Annotated in this window: 13 protein-coding genes; 6 read left to right on the top strand and 7 right to left on the bottom strand. The window is 64.3% G+C overall.

What is annotated here, in order from left to right:
- Positions 1–7: 7 nt before the first annotated feature.
- From sufC to IVB18_RS24095, 4 genes are all read right to left on the bottom strand, one after another.
- Entirely contained in the window at positions 8–760 is a 753-nt protein-coding gene (sufC, locus tag IVB18_RS24110) for a Fe-S cluster assembly ATPase SufC (protein ID WP_247991397.1), read from the bottom strand.
- 132 nt (positions 761–892) lie between these two features.
- Positions 893–2389 carry a Fe-S cluster assembly protein SufB gene (gene sufB, locus IVB18_RS24105; protein WP_247991396.1) on the bottom strand — a complete coding sequence of 499 codons (1497 nt, stop codon included), beginning with the start codon at positions 2387–2389 and terminating at the stop codon, positions 893–895.
- Between the two features lie 113 nt (positions 2390–2502).
- Positions 2503–3642 carry a cysteine desulfurase family protein gene (locus IVB18_RS24100; RefSeq protein ID WP_247991395.1) on the bottom strand — a complete coding sequence of 380 codons (1140 nt, stop codon included), beginning with the start codon at positions 3640–3642 and terminating at the stop codon, positions 2503–2505.
- Between the two features lie 50 nt (positions 3643–3692).
- A complete protein-coding gene (locus tag IVB18_RS24095) occupies positions 3693–4883 on the bottom strand; it encodes an acyltransferase family protein (protein ID WP_247991394.1) in 1191 nt (396 codons plus the stop codon).
- Positions 4884–4927: 44 nt separating this feature from the next.
- Here IVB18_RS24095 and IVB18_RS24090 point away from each other — a divergent pair, with 44 nt between their 5' ends.
- Both IVB18_RS24090 and IVB18_RS24085 read left to right on the top strand, forming a co-directional pair.
- Positions 4928–5881, top strand: a complete 954-nt coding sequence (locus IVB18_RS24090; protein WP_247991393.1) for a LytTR family DNA-binding domain-containing protein — start codon at positions 4928–4930, stop codon at positions 5879–5881.
- A 339-nt stretch (positions 5882–6220) separates the two neighbouring features.
- Complete coding sequence (locus IVB18_RS24085; RefSeq protein WP_247991392.1) at positions 6221–6868, top strand: alpha/beta hydrolase; 648 nt, start codon at positions 6221–6223, stop codon at positions 6866–6868.
- A gap of 77 nt (positions 6869–6945) precedes the next feature.
- On the opposite strand, the gene IVB18_RS24080 is transcribed toward IVB18_RS24085, so the two are convergent.
- Together IVB18_RS24080 and IVB18_RS24075 are read right to left on the bottom strand one after the other, a co-directional pair.
- The gene (locus tag IVB18_RS24080; protein WP_247991391.1) at positions 6946–7623 is read right to left on the bottom strand and encodes a glutathione S-transferase family protein; all 678 of its coding nucleotides are present in this window, start codon (positions 7621–7623) and stop codon (positions 6946–6948) included.
- A 97-nt stretch (positions 7624–7720) separates the two neighbouring features.
- The gene (locus IVB18_RS24075) at positions 7721–8824 is read right to left on the bottom strand and encodes an anhydro-N-acetylmuramic acid kinase (RefSeq protein WP_247991390.1); all 1104 of its coding nucleotides are present in this window, start codon (positions 8822–8824) and stop codon (positions 7721–7723) included.
- A gap of 159 nt (positions 8825–8983) precedes the next feature.
- On the opposite strand from IVB18_RS24075, the gene tyrS reads away from it, so the two are divergent.
- The 4 genes from tyrS (at position 8984) to IVB18_RS24055 (ending at position 14278) form a co-directional block, all read left to right on the top strand.
- Positions 8984–10237 carry a tyrosine--tRNA ligase gene (tyrS, locus tag IVB18_RS24070; RefSeq protein ID WP_247991389.1) on the top strand — a complete coding sequence of 418 codons (1254 nt, stop codon included), beginning with the start codon at positions 8984–8986 and terminating at the stop codon, positions 10235–10237.
- Positions 10238–10294: 57 nt separating this feature from the next.
- Complete coding sequence (locus IVB18_RS24065; RefSeq protein WP_247991388.1) at positions 10295–11566, top strand: MFS transporter; 1272 nt, start codon at positions 10295–10297, stop codon at positions 11564–11566.
- Positions 11567–11788: 222 nt separating this feature from the next.
- Positions 11789–12226 carry a DoxX family protein gene (locus IVB18_RS24060; protein WP_247991387.1) on the top strand — a complete coding sequence of 146 codons (438 nt, stop codon included), beginning with the start codon at positions 11789–11791 and terminating at the stop codon, positions 12224–12226.
- Between the two features lie 357 nt (positions 12227–12583).
- Complete coding sequence (locus IVB18_RS24055; protein ID WP_247991386.1) at positions 12584–14278, top strand: methyl-accepting chemotaxis protein; 1695 nt, start codon at positions 12584–12586, stop codon at positions 14276–14278.
- 200 nt (positions 14279–14478) lie between these two features.
- On the opposite strand, the gene IVB18_RS24050 is transcribed toward IVB18_RS24055, so the two are convergent.
- Positions 14479–18279, bottom strand: a complete 3801-nt coding sequence (locus tag IVB18_RS24050; RefSeq protein WP_247991722.1) for a DUF3971 domain-containing protein — start codon at positions 18277–18279, stop codon at positions 14479–14481.
- Positions 18280–18297 lie beyond the last annotated feature (18 nt).

Genomic DNA, 18297 nt, shown 5'->3' with positions numbered 1-18297 from the left:
ACAATCCTTACGCGGCGTCCTCGAACTGGGCGTAGCCGGATGCTTCCAGCTCCAGCGCCAGCTCCTTGCCGCCGCTCTTCACGACGCGGCCCTTCGACATCACGTGCACGACGTCGGGCACGATGTAGTTGAGCAGCCGCTGATAGTGGGTGATCACGACCATCGCCCGCTTGGGCGAGCGCAGCGCGTTGACGCCGTCGGCCGCGATGCGCAGCGCGTCGATGTCGAGGCCGGAATCCATCTCGTCGAGGATGCACAGGCTCGGCTCGAACAGCGCCATCTGGAGCACCTCGTTGCGCTTCTTCTCGCCGCCGGAGAAGCCGACATTGACGCCGCGCTTGAGCATGTCCTGCGGGATGTTCAGCGACTTCGTGACTTCGCGGACCTTCTTGAGAAAGTCCGGCGTCGAATATTCGCTCTCACCGCGCGCCTTGCGCTGCGCGTTGAGCGCAGTGCGCAGGAAGGTCATGGTGGCGACGCCGGGAATCTCGACCGGATACTGGAACGCCAGGAACACGCCCTTCGCGGCGCGCTCGTCCGGGTCCATCTCGAGGAGGTCCTCACCCTTGAACAGGATCTGGCCGCCGGTGACCTCGTAGCCAGGCTTGCCGGCGATGACGTGGGAGAGCGTCGACTTGCCGGAGCCGTTCGGCCCCATGATCGCATGCACCTGCCCCTCGTTCACGGTCAGCGTCAGCCCATGAAGGATCTCACGCTCCTCGACACGAACCTTCAGGTCTTTCACTTCAAGCAAAGCCATCATCTTGTTCCATCTATCCCCTCGTCCCAGGGAGCGCCATAGGCGCGTCTCGAAGGATAAGGCCAACAATCATTCCGGCGTCCATCCTTCGAGACGGCCGCTTTCCGCGGCCTCCTCAGGATGATGTCCGAATTATCCGACCGATCCTTCGAGCGAGATCGAGATTAGCTTCTGCGCTTCCACCGCGAACTCCATCGGGAGCTGCTGAAGCACGTCCTTGACGAAACCGTTGACGACGAGGCCGACGGCTTCTTCCTGCGAAAGGCCGCGCTGGACGCAGTAGAACAGCACGTCCTCGGAGATTTTTGAGGTCGTCGCCTCGTGCTCGAACGTCGCCGAGGAGTTCTTGGCCTCGATGTACGGCACGGTGTGCGCGCCGCATTTGTCGCCGATCAACAAGGAGTCACAGGCGGTGAAGTTACGCGCGCCGGTCGCCTTGCGATGCGCCGTCACGAGCCCACGATAGGTGTTCTGCGACTTGCCGGCCGCAATGCCCTTGGAGATGATCCGGCTCGACGTGTTCTTGCCGAGATGGATCATCTTGGTGCCGCTGTCGACCTGCTGATAGCCGTTCGAGATCGCGATCGAGTAGAACTCGCCGCGCGAATTGTCGCCGCGCAGAATGCAGCTCGGATACTTCCAGGTGATGGCCGAACCGGTCTCGACCTGGGTCCAGGAGATCTTGGAGTGGGCGCCGCGGCAGTCGCCACGCTTGGTGACGAAATTGTAGATGCCGCCCTTGCCTTCCGAATTGCCGGGATACCAGTTCTGCACCGTCGAATATTTGATCTCGGCGTCATCGTGCGCGACGAGCTCGACCACGGCGGCATGCAACTGGTTCTCGTCGCGCTGCGGCGCGGTGCAGCCTTCGAGATAGCTGACGTACGAGCCCTTGTCGGCGATGATCAGCGTGCGCTCGAACTGGCCGGTGTTGCGCTCGTTGATGCGGAAATAGGTCGACAGCTCCATCGGGCAGCGCACGCCCGGCGGCACGTAGACGAACGAGCCGTCCGAGAACACCGCCGAGTTCAGCGTCGCGTAGAAATTGTCGGAGGTCGGCACCACGGAGCCGAGATACTTCTGCACCAGCTCCGGATGCTCGCGGATCGCCTCCGAGATCGGCATGAAGATCACGCCGGCCTTCTTCAGCTCTGCCTTGAACGTGGTCGCAACCGAGACCGAATCGAAGACTGCGTCGACGGCGATCTTGCGCTGGGCCGGGTCTTCCTCGCCGGGCTTGGGCTCGACGCCTTCCAGCATCGCGACTTCGCGCAGGGGAATGCCGAGCTTCTCGTAGGTCTTGAGGATCTCGGGATCGATCTCGTCGAGCGAGGTGATCGTCTTCTTCGGCTTCGGCGCCGCGTAATAGTAGAGATCCTGGAAGTCGATCTTGGGATAGTCGACGCGCGCCCAGGTCGGCTCGGTCATGGTCAGCCAGCGCCGATAGGCCTCAAGCCGCCACTGGAGCATCCAGGCGGGCTCGTTCTTCTTCTCAGAGATGAACTTGACGGTCTCTTCCGACAGCCCCTTGGGGGCCTTGTCGGACTCGATCAGGGTCTCAAACCCATAACGATATTGGTCGACGTCGATACGCTTCACGCGCTCGACCGTCTCTTGTACGGCTGGCATTCCATCCTCCGCTCGCGGTTTCAAGGACCGCGGTGGATCAAACTCGGTCGACTATTACGATGTTTCTTGGCGGAAAGCACGCGCTTAGAACCATTCAAGCTGTGTTTCGTCGCTTAGCCCTTAAGTAGGTTATTACCGAGCTTTCGCCAAGCCTCTAACGCCACATTGATGTCCTCTGGTCCCGTGGACCAGCCCAGACTGAGACGCACCGCTCCCTGGGCGACTGTGGGATCATACCCCATTGCCGACAGCACGTGGGACGGCTGGACTTTCCCCGAGGAACACGCCGAGCCGGAGGAAACCGCGACCCCTTCGAGGTCGAAGCCGATCACGGCGGTCTCGGCCTTCAGCCCCGGCGCGGTGAAGAGAACGGTATTAGGCAACCGCTTTGTGCCATCCGAGAAGATCGTCGCGCCGGCGATTGCGCGGATACCATTTTCCAAGCGATCTCTGAGGGTTGCCATCCGCTCCGCATCCTCCGGCAGAGCCTGAAGCGCCGCTTTCGCCGCCGCGCCAAAACCGGCGATGCCCGCGACACTCTCGGTTCCCGCCCGCCGGCCGAGCTCCTGTCCGCCGCCCCGCAGCACCGGTTGCAGACCGGCAAGCCCCTCCGCCACGACCAGCGCACCGATTCCCTTGGGGCCACCGATCTTGTGCGCAGAAAAGGTCGCAAGGTCCGCTCCCGCGGTCTTGATATCGAATGGGATTTTTCCCAATGCCTGGATCGCGTCGACATGCAGCAGGCCGCCAGCCTCGTGAACGATCCGGGCCGCCTCTGCGACCGGCTGGACTGCGCCGGTCTCGTTGTTGGCCGCCATGATGGAGACCAGCGCCGGCGGGCCGTCGTCGAGCAGCGCCCTGAGATGGTCGTGATCGACGACGCCTGAGCCTGTGACCCGGATCTGACCAATCGCATCGGCCTGGAACCGGCCGCCGGCGAGCACTGAGGCGTGCTCGATCGCGGAGACCAAAAGCCGTTCTACCGGTCCGCCGGAGGAACCTCGCAGGCCGGGCGACAGCGCCAGCGCATTGGCCTCGGTTCCGGCGGAAGTGAAGACGACGTTCCGTGGCAGCGCGCCCACTGCTGCCGCAAGCGCAGCACGCGCTTCCTCGACCAGCCGCCGCGCCTCCCGCCCTTCGGCATGGACCGAAGACGGATTGCCGACCAGGTCCCAGGCGGCGAGCATCGCCGTCCGGGCTTCGGTCCGGAGCGGCGTGGTCGCATTCCAGTCGAGATAGACGCGGCTCGGCATGCCGCCCTCTTACCACCTTTTGCCACCGGGCAACTTGGAACCGCGGCGCATCAGGCCGGTTGCGGGATCGGCTTGGCGGGCGTTGATGCCTCCCTGCGCAATCCGAACAAGGGCCGCAGCCAGTCGATCCGCCGCACGATCTCGTAGGTGACCACACATGTGAGCACCGTGCCCGCGATCACAATGCAGGCCTCTACTCCGGCCGAGAGGCCGCTGCCGCGCAAGCCGTGCGCAATCATGATGATCGCGGTCTGATGCACGATGTAATAGGGAAAGATCGCATCTGTGAAATAGCGGCGCACCGGTCCGTCCGCCGTAAAGTGGCGCCGCGCGAAACCAAGCACCGCGACCATCCCAAGCCACTGATAGCTGCCATAGACCGTTCCGGCGAACCATCTCAGAACCGGCGACGGCGCGAACAGACCGGCGCGAACCAGCATAAAGGCGATGAAGCAAGCGGTCGCGGCCATCAGCGCCGTCCAACGCCTGCGCTCGACGTCGCACCAGATGTCTCCCCGTCTCGCGAGCAGGAAGCCGATCAGGAAGGCCGTCGCATAGTCCGCATGGTTGTACCAGTCGCCGAACAGCGCATGCGTGGACGGAAAGACCGGAAACAGGAACACGCGCCCGGCCGCAAACAGCAGGCACGGCAGGATCAGGAGCCCAGGTCCGGCAAGCACAGAAGCAAGATTCCGATCCAGCCAATCGGCGAGGAACGGCCAAAGCGCCAGTACGACGACCAACGCCAATGTGTAGGCCCATAGATAGACAACGAACCAGAGGTGGTTCCAGGTCGGCAGCACGATACAGGGGCTCGGACAAAACTGCGACCCGAAAGCAAGGTAATGGCGCAGGTAAAAGTCCGTGAAGCCCGCGGGATAGCCAAGACTCTCGACGATCTGTTCATAGGACTGCAGCGGCACGATCACAAACATGCCGAAGATAAGGGGGACAAGCAGCCTTGCCGATCGCGCGCGTACGAACGAGTCGAGCCGGTACTTGCCGAGCATGAAACGGGTGGCGACACCGGAAACCAGAAACAAGAGTGAGAGCCGCCACGGATTGAGGAACAGCATCAGTGGCTCAAGCCAGGTCAGGCTGTACACACTCTTGATGTGAAACCCCCAGGACACGTAGAGCATGCCGACGTGGTAGAAGATCAGCAGCCCGAAGGCTCCAATCCGCACCCAGTCGAGATCGATGCGCCGTTCCGAGGTCGAGTATTTGTCTGACGTCGACATGGTTTCCTGCTCCTTGACGGGACGCCAAGCACGGTTCTTTGGCCATGGCTGACACCCAAAATGCCCGCGAAACGGAGCGCGTCGAGCCGGTTTGGGATCAGGACCGGACAGCAGGGGACGAGACGCTGCCGGCTGGGACGAATGGCGGACTTCGCGGGATCAGCGGCAGCGATTGGGCGATTTTTGGCGCGATTGCAGCCGTCTCGCTCGCGACCGGAATCGTGAACGGACTATCCGCCGCGCAAGACGCCACTTGGCGCGGCGAGAGCTACGATCTCGGCCGGCGTCTGTTTTGGGAGATGTCGAGCGTCACTGTCATCCTGCTGACGGTTCCACTCCTGCTGTTGGCCGTCCGGTGGGTGCGCCAGACACCGGGTCTCGCCATAAGAGCCGGTATCGGAGCGAGCGCGCTGGTGGGGTTCTCGACCTTCCACATCATCGGGATGGTCTGGATCCGGAAACTCGCAGTCTGGCTCGCCGGAGGCTATTACGACTTCCACCTCTCTTTCGCGACGGTGCTGTACGAGTTTCGCAAGGATGCCGTGACCTGCTTACTGATCGGCGCCACTGTCTGGTTGTTCGACAGCCGGCGTGACCTGAAGCGGGCTTCAGCGACCGGCCAGAACCGATCTGCGGCTCCGCAGCAGTCGGCCGCCCCCGACGTGATCTGGCTGCGTGATGGCGCAAGCCGCATTCGGGTGGCGCCGCGCGAAATTCTATGGGTCGCGTCGGCCGGCAACTACATTGAATACTGCCTCGCCGACGGCACCCAACACCTGATCCGGGGGACGCTGGCGGCGGCCGAGGCCGAGTTATCGCGATTCCACATTGTCCGCGTTCACCGCACCAGGCTAGCCAATCTCGATCGGGTGAGCGGCGTCGACCTCAAGCCGTCGGGCGATTTCGAGCTCACCTTTGACAGCGGCCAAGCGCTTCAGGGGAGCCGGCGCTACCGGTCTTCGGTCGTCGCGCTGGGCGATCGCACGACATCGGAGTGACTCGGGCCGAGATCGTCCGGCTGACAAATCATCGTGATTCCAATTGGTTGCACGACGCGCCGACCGGGCGGTACCCGTCCGGGTGGCGCGGCGCCGTTCATGACCCGCGATGTCTGGCTAACACCTTGAGCCGATTACGGGATGTTCAAGATGCTTGCTTTTTGACCCTCGCCTCATGTTAGAACGCGCGCGTCAGTTCGCCGCGCGCCGCTCGCGCATCATCCGAGGGCGCCGCTCCAACCTTCCATTCGCGGCTTGGTCGGCACAACAGCCGATGAAGTCCGCACAATCGGTTGATTGCTGAGGAACGTCTTCAAGGAATCAATCAAGAGATCATCCATGCCTGAAGTTATTTTCACCGGCCCTGCTGGCCGCCTCGAAGGCCGCTACCATCCGGCCAAGCAGAAGAATGCGCCGATCGCGATGATCCTGCATCCGCATCCGCAGTTTCACGGCACGATGAACCATCAAATCGTGTACCAGTGCTACTACGCCTTCGCGCATCGCGGCTTCTCCGTGCTGCGTTTCAATTTCCGCGGCGTCGGCCGCAGCCAGGGCTCGTTCGATCACGGCACCGGTGAATTGTCTGACGCGGCCTCCGCGCTTGACTGGGCGCAGACCATCAATCCCGAGGCGCGCGCCTGCTGGGTCGCCGGCTTCTCCTTCGGCGCCTGGATTGGCATGCAGCTTTTGATGCGCCGCCCGGAGGTCGAAGGCTTCATCTCGATCGCGCCGCCCGCCAACCTCTACGACTTCTCCTTCCTCGCGCCCTGCCCGTCTTCAGGCCTGATCGTGCATGGCGAGAAGGATGCGGTGGTGCCGCCGAAGGACGTCAACACGCTGGTCGAGAAGCTGAAGACGCAGAAGGGCATCGTGATCGACCAGCAGGTCATCCCTGGCGCCAACCACTTCTTCGACGCCAAGCTCGAGCCGCTGATGGAAACCATCACCGGCTATCTCGACATGCGCCTGGCCAACGTGCGCTAAGGCGCTGCTCAGACGAGCTTGAGGGCGCCTGCGATCACAAGCATCAGCTAGGCCAAGGAAGGCGCCATCTGCTTGGCTCAGGCGGCGAGCTTGAGCAGATGCGCGTCGTGACGCACGAGGAAGGCGCGCAGCAATTGCGGATAGTCCGCGCCGACCGCCGACCGCACGCTTGGACGCTTTGCAAGCACCAATCGCCACGCCCGCACCTTCGGCAAATCCCTCAAGATGCCGAGCTCGGTCAGTTCGTCGAACACGTCGAAATAGCGAAAGATTGGCGCGAACACGGCGTCAACCAGGCTGAACGCATCGCCGTCGAAGAATGGGCCTGCGCTTAGCGCGGCCTCGACCCGCGCGAACTTCGCGACGAGCGCCTTGCGCTTGCTTTCGAACGTCGACGGGTCAGTCGTGGTCTCCAGTCCCCAGAGATCGCCGAGGATCGCCGAGCCGAACTCCATCCAGGCGCGGTGCTCGGCGCGCGTCAGCGCATCGGCAGGATGCAGCTTCGCGCCCGCCTGAGTCTCCTCAATGTACTCGCAGATCACGTTGCTCTCGAACAGCGCGACCTCGCCCTTGTCAGTCGTCACCACCAGCACCGGCACCTTGCCGAGCGGCGAGAGCTTGAGGAACCAGTCGGGCTTATTGGCCAGATCGATGTCGATCCGTTCGAACGGCACGCCCTTCTCGTTGAGCGCGATCACCGCGCGCTGAACGTAAGGGCAAAGCTTGTGGCTGATCAGTTTGAGCGAAGCGGTCATGGCGACGATCCCGGCTGCTGGATACAACTGCACCGAAGATAGATGCAATTGCATGAACACGTCAAGATCGATGCATCTGCATCAACCGCATGTGAGATCAGGGCCGCGCGATCACCCCGCCCGTCATCGGCATCGGCACGCCGGTGGTGGCCGGATAGGACAGCGGCAGACCCTTCAGGCCACGCGCGGCGAGGAAGCCGAAGGCCTGCGCCTCGATGGCGTCGGAGGCCCAACCGAGCACCTCGGCGGCTTCCACGGTCGCCGATCCCACCCGCTCCCGGAGCATGCGCAGCATGGTGAGATTGCGCGCCCCGCCGCCGCAGACGATCCAGCTCCGCGGCCGCCGCGGCAACAGCGAAATGATGCGGGCGATCGCCGCCGCGGTGAAGGCGGTCAGCGTCGCAGCACCATCGGCCGGCGGCACCTCGCCGAGCTTCAGCGCGGCAAAATCGTTACGGTCGAGCGATTTCGGCGGCGGAGCTGCGAAGAACGGCAACTCCAGCGCCCGCGCAATCCAGGCCTCGTCGACCTTTCCGAGCGCGGCGAATTTGCCTTCCGCGTCGAACGCCTGGTTCATGGTGCGGTACATGAAATCGTCGAGCAGGGCGTTGCCGGGGCCGGTGTCGCAGGCGATCAGCGTGTCGTTGCCGTCGATATAGGTGATGTTGGAGACGCCGCCGATATTGACCACGACGATCGGCCCTTCGCGCTCCAGCGAATGGGCGAGCGCCCGGTGGTAGACCGGCACGAAGGGCGCGCCCTGCCCGCCGGCCGCGACGTCGGCGGCGCGGAAATCATGCATCACGGGGATATGGATCGCTTTCGCAAGCGCCGGCGCATCGCCGATCTGCACCGTCAGCCGCCTCTCGGGGCGGTGCAGCACGGTCTGGCCATGGAAGCCGACGATGTCGATGTCCTCCGGCCTCATGCGGTTCTGGGCGATGAACGCGGCCACCGCCTCGGCATGCGCCAGCGTCACCGCGCGCTCGGCCTCGGCCAAAATCCCCGGCCGGGCATCGCGCTGTGGCAGGTGCACGGCCTCGCTGAGCGCCAGGCGCAGCAAATTGCGCTCGGCCGGGCTGTAGGGCCGGTAGCCGGATGGGCCGAACGCCTTCACCTGCTTTCCGTCGGTTTCGATCAGCGCGACGTCCACGCCGTCAAGCGAGGTGCCGCTCATCAAACCGAGTGCCGTCAACATCATCTTGGGTCAGCCTCGACGTCCCTGCCCCGACGCCCGACTTGTATCAAACAAGTACATCTTATAATGCCACAGCGCGCATTTTTGCGGCAGTCCGGGTGGCGCGGGTTCCGAAACTTGCCGCAATGACCGTAAAATAAGAATGATCAGGCATGCCGACAGATGACTGCATTTAAATCGGATTTCCTCAATACCCTAAAGGAACGTGGATTCATCCACCAATGCTCCGATTTCGAGGGGCTGGATGCGCTCGCCGCCAAGGGCGAGGCGATCGCCTATGTCGGCTACGATTGCACCGCCCCCTCGCTGCATATCGGCAACTATCTGACCATGATGCTGCTGCACTGGTTTCAGCAGTCCGGCAACAAGCCGATCACGCTGATGGGCGGCGGCACCACCATGGTCGGCGATCCCTCCGGCAAGGACGAGACGCGCGCGATCCGCACCGTCGCCGAGATCGAAGCGAACAAGGCTTCGATCCGCGGCGTGTTCGCAAAAGTGCTGCGCTATGGCGATGGCAAGAGCGACGCCATCATGCTCGACAATGCCGAGTGGCTGACCAAGCTCAACTGGATCGAGATGCTGCGCGACGTCGGCCGGCACTTCTCGGTCAACCGCATGCTCACCATGGACTCCGTACGGCTGCGGCTCGAGCGCGAACATGAGATGAGCTTCATCGAGTTCAACTACATGGTCTGCCAGGCCTACGACTTCGTCGAGCTCGCCAGGCGCACCGGCTGCCACTTGCAGATGGGCGGCTCGGACCAGTGGGGCAACATCATCATGGGCGTCGATCTCGGCCGCCGCATGGGCACGCATCAGCTGTTCGCGCTGACGACGCCACTGCTGACGACGGCGTCAGGCGCCAAGATGGGCAAGACCGCGCAAGGCGCGGTCTGGCTCAACGCCGACCAGTTCTCGCCGTATGATTTCTGGCAGTACTGGCGCAACACCGAGGACGCCGACGTCGGCAAATTCCTGAAGCTGTTCACGACACTGCCGATGAGCGAGATCCGGAAGCTTGAGGCGCTCGCGGGCTCGGAGATCAACGAGGCCAAGAAGGTGCTCGCCACCGAGGCGACCGCGCTGCTGCACGGCCGCGATGCCGCCAACGATGCGGCCGAAACCGCACGGCGCACCTTCGAGGAAGGCGCGCTGGCCGAGAGCCTGCCCACGGTGGAAATTCCGCGCGGCGAGCTGGACGCCGGCATCGGTGTGCTCAACGCCTTCGTCAAGGCCGGCCTTGTCGCCTCCAATGGCGAGGCACGGCGCCAGATCAAGGGCGGCGGCCTGCGCGTCAACGACGAACCCGTCACCGACGAGAAGATGGCGCTGTCAGCGACCAATCTGACGCCGGAAGGTGTGATCAAACTGTCGTTCGGCAAGAAGAAGCATATCCTTATCAAGCCTGCATAGGCGTATGAGCTTTTCGCTGCTTGTCAGGGCGCGCCGAAGCGCGCTCCCTGACCGGCGATGGACCAGAACACGCCCAAGGAACAGTCCAAGGAAGCGACCAAGGAACGCGTAACGGCGACGCCGCTGGGCGTCGTGCGCACCGCGCTCGTGGTGCTCGCGCTGTGCTTCACGCTCGCCGTGCTTGGCCGTGGCCTCAGCGAGAGCTTCACCGTCTTTCTCAAACCGATCTCGGAAAACTTCGGCTGGGATCGCGCGCAGGTCGTCTCGATCTATTCGCTGACCTGGCTCGTCAGCGGACTGACCGCGCCGCTGGTCGGGCGCCTGTTCGATCATTCCGGACCGCGCATCGTCTATGCGCTCGGCCTCTTGCTGCTCGGCTCGGCCTTCCTGATTGCAGGCCGCGCGCAGTCGCTCTGGCAATTCCAGCTCTCGATCGGATTGTGCGTCGGCATCGGCGTCGCCTTCATCGGCAACGTGCCGAATTCGATCCTGCTCGGCCGCTGGTTCGGGCCGCGGCTGCCGGCCGCGATGGCGGTGGTCTATTCCGCCATGGGCGGCGGCGTGCTGGCGCTGCTGCCGGCCTCGCAGCTTTTGATCGATCATCTCGGCTGGCGCGAAACCTACCAGCTGTTCGGCTTCGCCGCGCTCGTCCTGCTGGTGCCCCTCATGCTCCTGCCATGGCGGCTGTTCGCCTCGGGCTCGCCGCATGTCGCGAAGAAGACCGATCCGGATTTCGTCGATCACGGCTGGACGCTGCCGAGCGCGATGCGCCACCACGCCTTCTGGGCGCTGTTCTCGACCTTCTTCTTCACCGCCGTCGGAATGTATGCGATCGCCGCGCAGATCGTGGCCTATCTGATCGACGCGGGCTTCCCGCCGCTCCAGGCCGCGACCGCCTGGGGCTTTTCCGGCGTCGTGCTGGTGTTCGGCATGCTCGGCGTCTCCGCGCTCGACGGGATGATCGGGCGCCGGCCGTCGGTGCTGCTGAGCTACGCGATCTCGATCCTCGGCATCGCCCTGCTCTGGCTGTTGCAGTATTCTCCAAACCTCATCCTGCTCACCGGCTTCGTCGTCTGCTTCGGCAGCATGATGGGCTCGCGCGGGCCGCTGATCACGGCGACCGCGATGAAGATCTTTGGGGGCAAGCGAGTCGGGACCATCTACGGCACCATCTCGATTGGCAGCGGGCTGGGCTCGGCGTTCGGCTCTTGGAGCGGTGGCCTGATCCACGACGCGACCCGCGGCTACAACGCGCTGCTCGTCTTCGCGCTTGCGAGCGTGGTACTCGGGATGATTCCATTCCTGGTTGTCCCCGCCTTGCGGCGGTAGGTGTGTCCGAGGTAACCTACAACCCTTCGCGCCACCGTGAAATTACGGACGAGCGCAACGCAAACACACGCAAAAAATGCGAGTCGGCGGGGCTGAAATCCCTGCCTGCGGTGTTTTGTCGGACATGACAAAAATGTCAGCGCGAATTGACCCGGCGCGGCTTGCGGGGTGGAACCGAATGCGATCCAAGTCGCTTGGGAATTGGATGGAAGGGCGCAAACCATGAACTTCAACTATCTCTCTCGCTATCAACCGGCTCTGCTGAGTCTATTTCGCTTCATCACCGGACTCCTGCTGTTCCAGTACGGCGTCGCCAAGCTGTTCAAGTTTCCGGTGCTGCCCTACTTCGCCGACATTCCGCCGCTGATCTACGCGGCCGGCACGCTCGAGCTGGTGCTCGGCGCCACCCTGATGCTTGGCCTGTTCACCCGGCTCACGGCCTTCATCCTGGCGGGTGAAATGGCCTTCGCTTACTTCATGGGCCACGTGCTCAAGACCGGCACGCCGGTGCTCCTGCCGCTGCTCAACGGCGGCACCGCGGCGATCCTGTTCTGCTTCGCCTGCCTTTACCTCTCGGCAGCCGGTGGCGGCTCGGTCAGTGTCGATGCGCTGATTGGCAAGGAGAGCGACGCGGCGGGTGGCGCTTTCGCGCGGCGCTGACGCGCTCGCACTCAACGCACAAGTAAGATGGCACCGGCAGCTTTGCCGGTGCCGGCTCAGCGTGCTCCCAGCACATTCCAGATGATGGCGAGCACCGCTACGAGCAGCACGGACATGATGATGCGATGAACGAATCGGTTCATTGCCGCTCCGGCCAGGCTGGGTCCCCACGAAGATCCAAGATCATTCTTCTCCGATGCGTGAACGGGCGCGGGCCGGCACGCGGCCATTTGCCTGCACGCTTGCGCACAGGCTGCGGATGCTGCGCGCGGCAGCACGTCGCACGCGTCTATTCATGATTGGTAAGAACTTCATGCTACCGAGGCGAGCAATAATAACCATTCCGCCGAGGCCGTGATGAAGCTGCTGAGTCATCTGAAGATCCGCAACAAGCTCGCCAGCATGGTCTGTCTCGCGGCACTCACGGTTACGGCCATCATCGGGGTGTCGTCCGTCCTCAGCAAGAGCCGCATGCTGGAAGACCGCGTCCAGCAGATGCGGACCGCGGTCGATATGCTCTACAACCTCGCCCAATCACTTGAAGAGGACGTCGGCGCAGGCAAGCTGACCCAGGCTGAAGCGAAGGTCCAGTTCCATCTGCGCGGCCGCCGCATGAGCTTCAACGGCGGCCAAGGCTATCCCGTGGTCTATAACGCCGACACCTCGATCCTGGTCAACGGCGCGAACCAGCAGCTCGAAGGCAAGATCACGGGCGCGAAGGACTCCAACGGCATCCTCATCGCCGATGCGATCATAAGTGCCGGCAACCAGACCGCTCAGGGCGGCGTAACCTCCTATTTGTATCCCCGCCCCGGCCAGACCGAGCCCGTCCGCAAGACCGTTTTCACGCGCAAGTTCGCGCCCTGGAACGCGACGATCAGCTACGGCCTCTATGTCGACGACATCGATGCCGACGTGCGCGCGTTGACGCTGGAGCTCGGCGCCATCGGCATCGGCCTGATGCTGCTGATGGCCGCACTGTCCTGGCTGATCGCCCGCGACGTGCTCGGTGCGCTCGACCGCCAGAAGAACCGCATGCAGGAGATTTCCGAAGGCGCCATCGACAAGCCGGTCGAGGAGACCGGCCGCGGCGACGAGATCGGCCGCATGGCCGAGACGCTCGAAGTGCTGCGGCGGACCGCCTTGACGGCGCGCATGCTGGAGGCCGAGCAGGTCGCCACCAAGACACGCAGCGAGCAGGAAAAGCGCGACGCCCTGATCGCGCTGGCCGACCGCTTCGACGCCTCCGTCGGCCAGCTCGTCGGCCTGATGGCCTCGGGCTCGGGTGAGCTGGAGACCACCGCCAAGTCGATGTCGTCCACCGCCGAGGGCACCAACCAGCGCGCCGCTGTGGTCGGCTCGGCCGCCACTGAGGCCAGCCAGCGGGTCCAGACCGTCGCGGCCGCCGCCGAAGAGCTCTCCTCCTCCATCACCGAGATCAGCCGTCAGGTGGCGCAGTCCGCCGAGGTCACGGGACGTGCGGTCGACAGCGCACGCCGCACCGACACTATCGTCCGTGCGCTCTCCGACGGCGCCCAGCAGATCGAACACGTCGCCGAGCTGATCTCGAGCATCGCGGCGCAGACCAATTTGCTCGCGCTCAACGCCACCATCGAGGCCGCGCGCGCGGGTGAAGCCGGCCGCGGCTTCGCCGTCGTCGCCTCCGAAGTGAAGTCGCTCGCCAGCCAGACCGCGGAAGCGACCCGCGAGATCGGCGACAAGATCGCCCAGATCCAGGGCGCGACCAAGGAGGCGGTGGACGCCATCGGCGGCATCACCGCCACGATCGAAGAAGTGAGCCGGATCGCGACCTCGATCGGTGCCGCGATCGAGGAGCAAGGCGCCGCCACCGCCGAGATCGCCCGCAGTGTCTCGCAGACCGCGGAAGCGACCAAGGAAGTCACCACCAATATCGGCGTCGTCAGCACCGCGGCCAACGAGACCGGCAACGCCGCCGGCATGGTGCTCGCGGCTGCGTCAGACCTCTCCAAGCAGGCAGAGCAGCTCTCCGGCGAAGTCGGCACATTCCTCGCCGGCGTGCGCGCGGCGTAAGCCGCGCGACGGTTGCCCATCTGAGTATTCGCGAGAGGTCGTCATGCCCGGGGCTTGTCCCGGGCATCCACGTTCTAGGTGTTGCGAGAGAAGGCGTGGATGGCCGGGACAAACCCGGCCATGACGCTATGCAGACTTCGGCGCCCCAAGCTCGTACGCTCTATGTAGACAGCCCCAGGAGAATAGAAACGGGACTTGCGCTATCGCCGCGCGAGAGTGCAACCGCTGGACAGCGGCCTTGCTGATCCCGTCTGGCTGTCGCCGGACTGCGCCGACGGCAGCTCGTCGAACGGCGAGTTCTGCTTGCCGGTATTGAACTCGAAGATCTTGCGGAACAGGCCCGGCGCCATCGCCGAGATCGGGTTGACGCGCATCACCGGGGCGACCGGCGTGCCGACGACCTCATAGGTGACGCCGATCAATCCCTCATTGTTGCCATTGCCGAGGAAGATGCCGAACAACGGGATCTGGCCAAAGATGTTGTTCACGCCGTACATCGGGACGAAGGTGCCGCTCATGCAGACCTGGTTGCCGGGATAGTCGATCGAGCCCTCGATCGTGGCGCCGATCATCGGCCCTTTGACCACGCCGTCGCGAACGGTGAGCGCGCCGTTCTGCCGGGTGAATTCCGCGCGCAACGCCGTGAAGGCGACGCCGCTCTGCGCGCCGTTGGGGCCGCCGGCCGCGACACGATCGAGCTGATCCATTCCCTTCACCGCGAAGTCGCGCACATTGATCAGGCCTTCCCTTGTCGTAGGCTCTGACGTCGGCGGCTCCATCGCCACCACCATCTGGCCACCGAAGACCTTGTTGGTGGTGTCGGTGAAGCGCAGCAGGGCGCCGGCGTCGTTGGTCTGGAGATAGATCACCTCGCGGGCGCCCTGCGCGCGCCCGCCGCGCAGGTCCGCCGCGACCGGCGTCGGCGTGTTGCCGCCGATCTTGCCGCTGAGCGTGAAGGCCTTGATGGCGCCGCTGCGCTTCGACATCTTGGCATCGACGCTGCGCATCGCTTCACCGTTGAAGCCGGCGACAGCGCCGAGCTTCACGTCGATGTCGAAATCGACGTTCTTCAGCTTGCTCTTGGAATCGTCCTTGGAACTGCCTGAGATCGCCGACTTCAGGAAGCCGCGGCCGTCGAACACGTCGCCGCGCATGGTGCCCCGCACCACGCCGTCCTGACCGCGCTCCACCTTCAACGACGTCTTGTCGCCGTCAGACGGCGAGTAGGTCGGGAAGTTCGCATTCATGAGGTCGCCGTTCGGGTCGACCTCGAGCGAGCCCTTGATCGAGGCGCCGCCGCCTTCGATGACGATGTCCTCGAAACGCGTCGATTGCGCCGTCGGCACCACCTTGAAGCTGGCCTTGCCCGATTTGCCGGGCAGCTTGACCCAGCCGGGAAGGATGTTGTCGAGCTTGACCGAGGTCAGGTCGGCCTCGACGCCGAGCTTCGTCGTCTGGTCGGCACCGCCGGCGATCTTGCCCGAGACCTTGATCGGCAGGGAGCCGCTGACCGCGGGGCTCAGGTCGAATCCGAGACGCGCGCGGCTCGCATCGTCCAGCGTGGTCTGCAATTTGACGTCCGCATCGCCCTCGGTCGGCTTGCGATAGTCGAGCGAGGCCGCCTGCCCGTTGATCTTGACGTCGCCCTTGACCTGATAGCCTTGGTTATTAGCGACGATCTTGAGGTTGTTGGCCTCGAGCTTCTGGTTCATCACCAGCTTGTCGGCGGCAAAGCCGTTGAGGTCGGCTGTGACGGCGTAACTGGTGTCGGCCCTGGTCAGCGCACCCTTGACCGGCAGGCCGAGCACGATGTTGGCCGAGAACGTCCCCTTGCTGGTGTTGGGATCGACAAAGGTTGCCGACAGATCGCTCAGACGATCGTTGGACAGGATTTCGGCCGCCGCCGACACCGGTCCGTCAGCGCGGAATTTGCTCCGCGAGGGCGAGGGCTTCGGCGCCATGTCCGGCACCTCGAAGGTGAAATCGGAGATCGTGATCTTGCGGCCCGCCGGCGTGTCAGCGATGCCCTGCCCGATTGTCACGGTGGCCGTGCGTCCGGTCACCCGGGCCTTCAGATCGGCGTCGTGCACCACCGGCATGCCGTCCACGGGGCGGACTGCGACGCCGCTTGCCACGATATTGACCGAGAGGCCGTCGTCGGGGATTGGAGGTCCTTTGCGCGGAAGGTTCTTCACCGGCGAGTTGACGCCGATCTCGATGCGCTGGAGCGTGCCGCGCTCGATCCGCTCGATCACCCATTCGCGTAACTCGGGAACAACAAGCGTCGGCCACATCCGCTTCAGCGCGGAGGCCGACATCGGCGTTCCCGCAAAACCCAGCGTCAGCCGCGGCTCGCCCGAATAGTCGATGGCGCCGGTGCCGGCGACCCCGATCTCGCCATTGGAGATATCGGCCTGTGTCAGCAATAGCCGCTTGTGGTCGGTGTCGAAGCGGAATCCGATCGCGATGCGGTTGAAGACCAGCGGCGGCTCGTTGTCGATGCCGCCCAGCAGGATCGAACCGCCGCTGAAGCCGAGCTGCCAGTCGTTGCTGTTGCCGTTCGGCGGCTCCAGATGCGCGAGCAGCGTGACGCGGTTGGCACCCGAGAGAATCTTGAATGGCGCGACCAGCACGCGCCGGCTCGAATCCCATTCGACATTGATCTCGGCCGAGTCGATCGCCATCGGGTAGTCGGGCGTGTCGGTGTCGATGATGTTGCCGGAGCCGATCGCGATCTTGCCGCGGAAGAAGGTCGGCACGCCGTCACGGCCGAGCTCGCCCTTGAGCTCGCCGGTCAGAGGCAGGTCGGCGGAATAGGTAAGGTCCTTCACCCGCAGCGCCAGCAGGATGTTGGAGGTCGAGAGCTTGTCGGCGCGGATGTCGACCGAGCGCACGCCGTTCTCGGCCGGCCCGATCGTGGTGCGCAGCGACCACGGGTGCGCGCCCTCTTCGCCGAGGCTGAGCGCGACGCCGCCGCGGCTCGGCCGCCGCAGGCTGAGACTGATGTTCTCGAACGTCCATTTGCTGCCGCGCTGCTGATCGTCGACGATCAGATTGCCGTTCTTCAGACCGATCTCGTTGAGGTTCTGGCCGTCGAGGCCGGTCATGCTCAAACTGTCGAGCCAGTCGAGGCCCTGAAGAATTCCGCTCTGCGCGGTGCTCTGGGGTTCGGCTTGGTCCGGGCTCGCAGGCGCGGTCGCGAAAGGCGGCGGCGGGACCCCGGTCCGCGGGAATGTCGGCGGCAAGCCCGCGTCCCTCTTGGATGCGACGCCGGTCGCGAGCGGTTTTGCGGTGTCGCCGGCGGACACCGTGACGGTGCCGTCGGGCGCGATGCGGATCGCAAGTTCAGCATCGACGAGATTGAGACTTTCGGCGCGCAGATGTCCCATGAGGAGACCAGCGCCAGACAGCTTCACCTCAGCCTTCGGGGCGCTGGCGACGATGGCGTGATCGCGGTCGCGGACGATGATGTCGCGGATGCGCACCGCGATGCGGATTCGGCCGACCCGCTCGATCTGGGTGCCTCCGACCTCGACAGTGTTGCCGTGGCCGATATTGTCCTCGATCGCTGCCGCCAGCCATGGCGTTGCGATGTCGAGATTGATGGGACCGGCGCCGAGCCGCCACCACAGCGCGCCGAAACAGCCGACGAAGATGACGACGAGGGCACCGACGACGATGGCCAGGCGCTTCAACCAGCGATCAGCCGCCAGCCACCGCCGGACCGACCCAAACCCGTCACCGAAGCGACGAAAGCGCGAATTGGAACGGGACAACAGCCGGCGCGCCCGATGGCCCGCCGCCTCTTCCTGATCCGGATCCCAGTCGGCCTCGTCCCATTCCGGCGACTCTTGTTGGCCGCCGCGCCGATCGAAATCGCGATTGTGATCCTGGGGCGACGTATTCCTTGCCATTGCCTCTCGATACAGGCGCCCGTCGTAGGATTGAGCGCCGCCGGGACCGCAGCCGTCGACGGGGATCGAAGCTCCCCGCCCCGGCATTGCCGCCATACCTCGAAT

Source organism: Bradyrhizobium sp. 186 (genome assembly GCF_023101685.1).
Lineage (GTDB): Bacteria > Pseudomonadota > Alphaproteobacteria > Rhizobiales > Xanthobacteraceae > Bradyrhizobium.
This window is presented reverse-complemented; position numbering and strand designations above follow the sequence as displayed.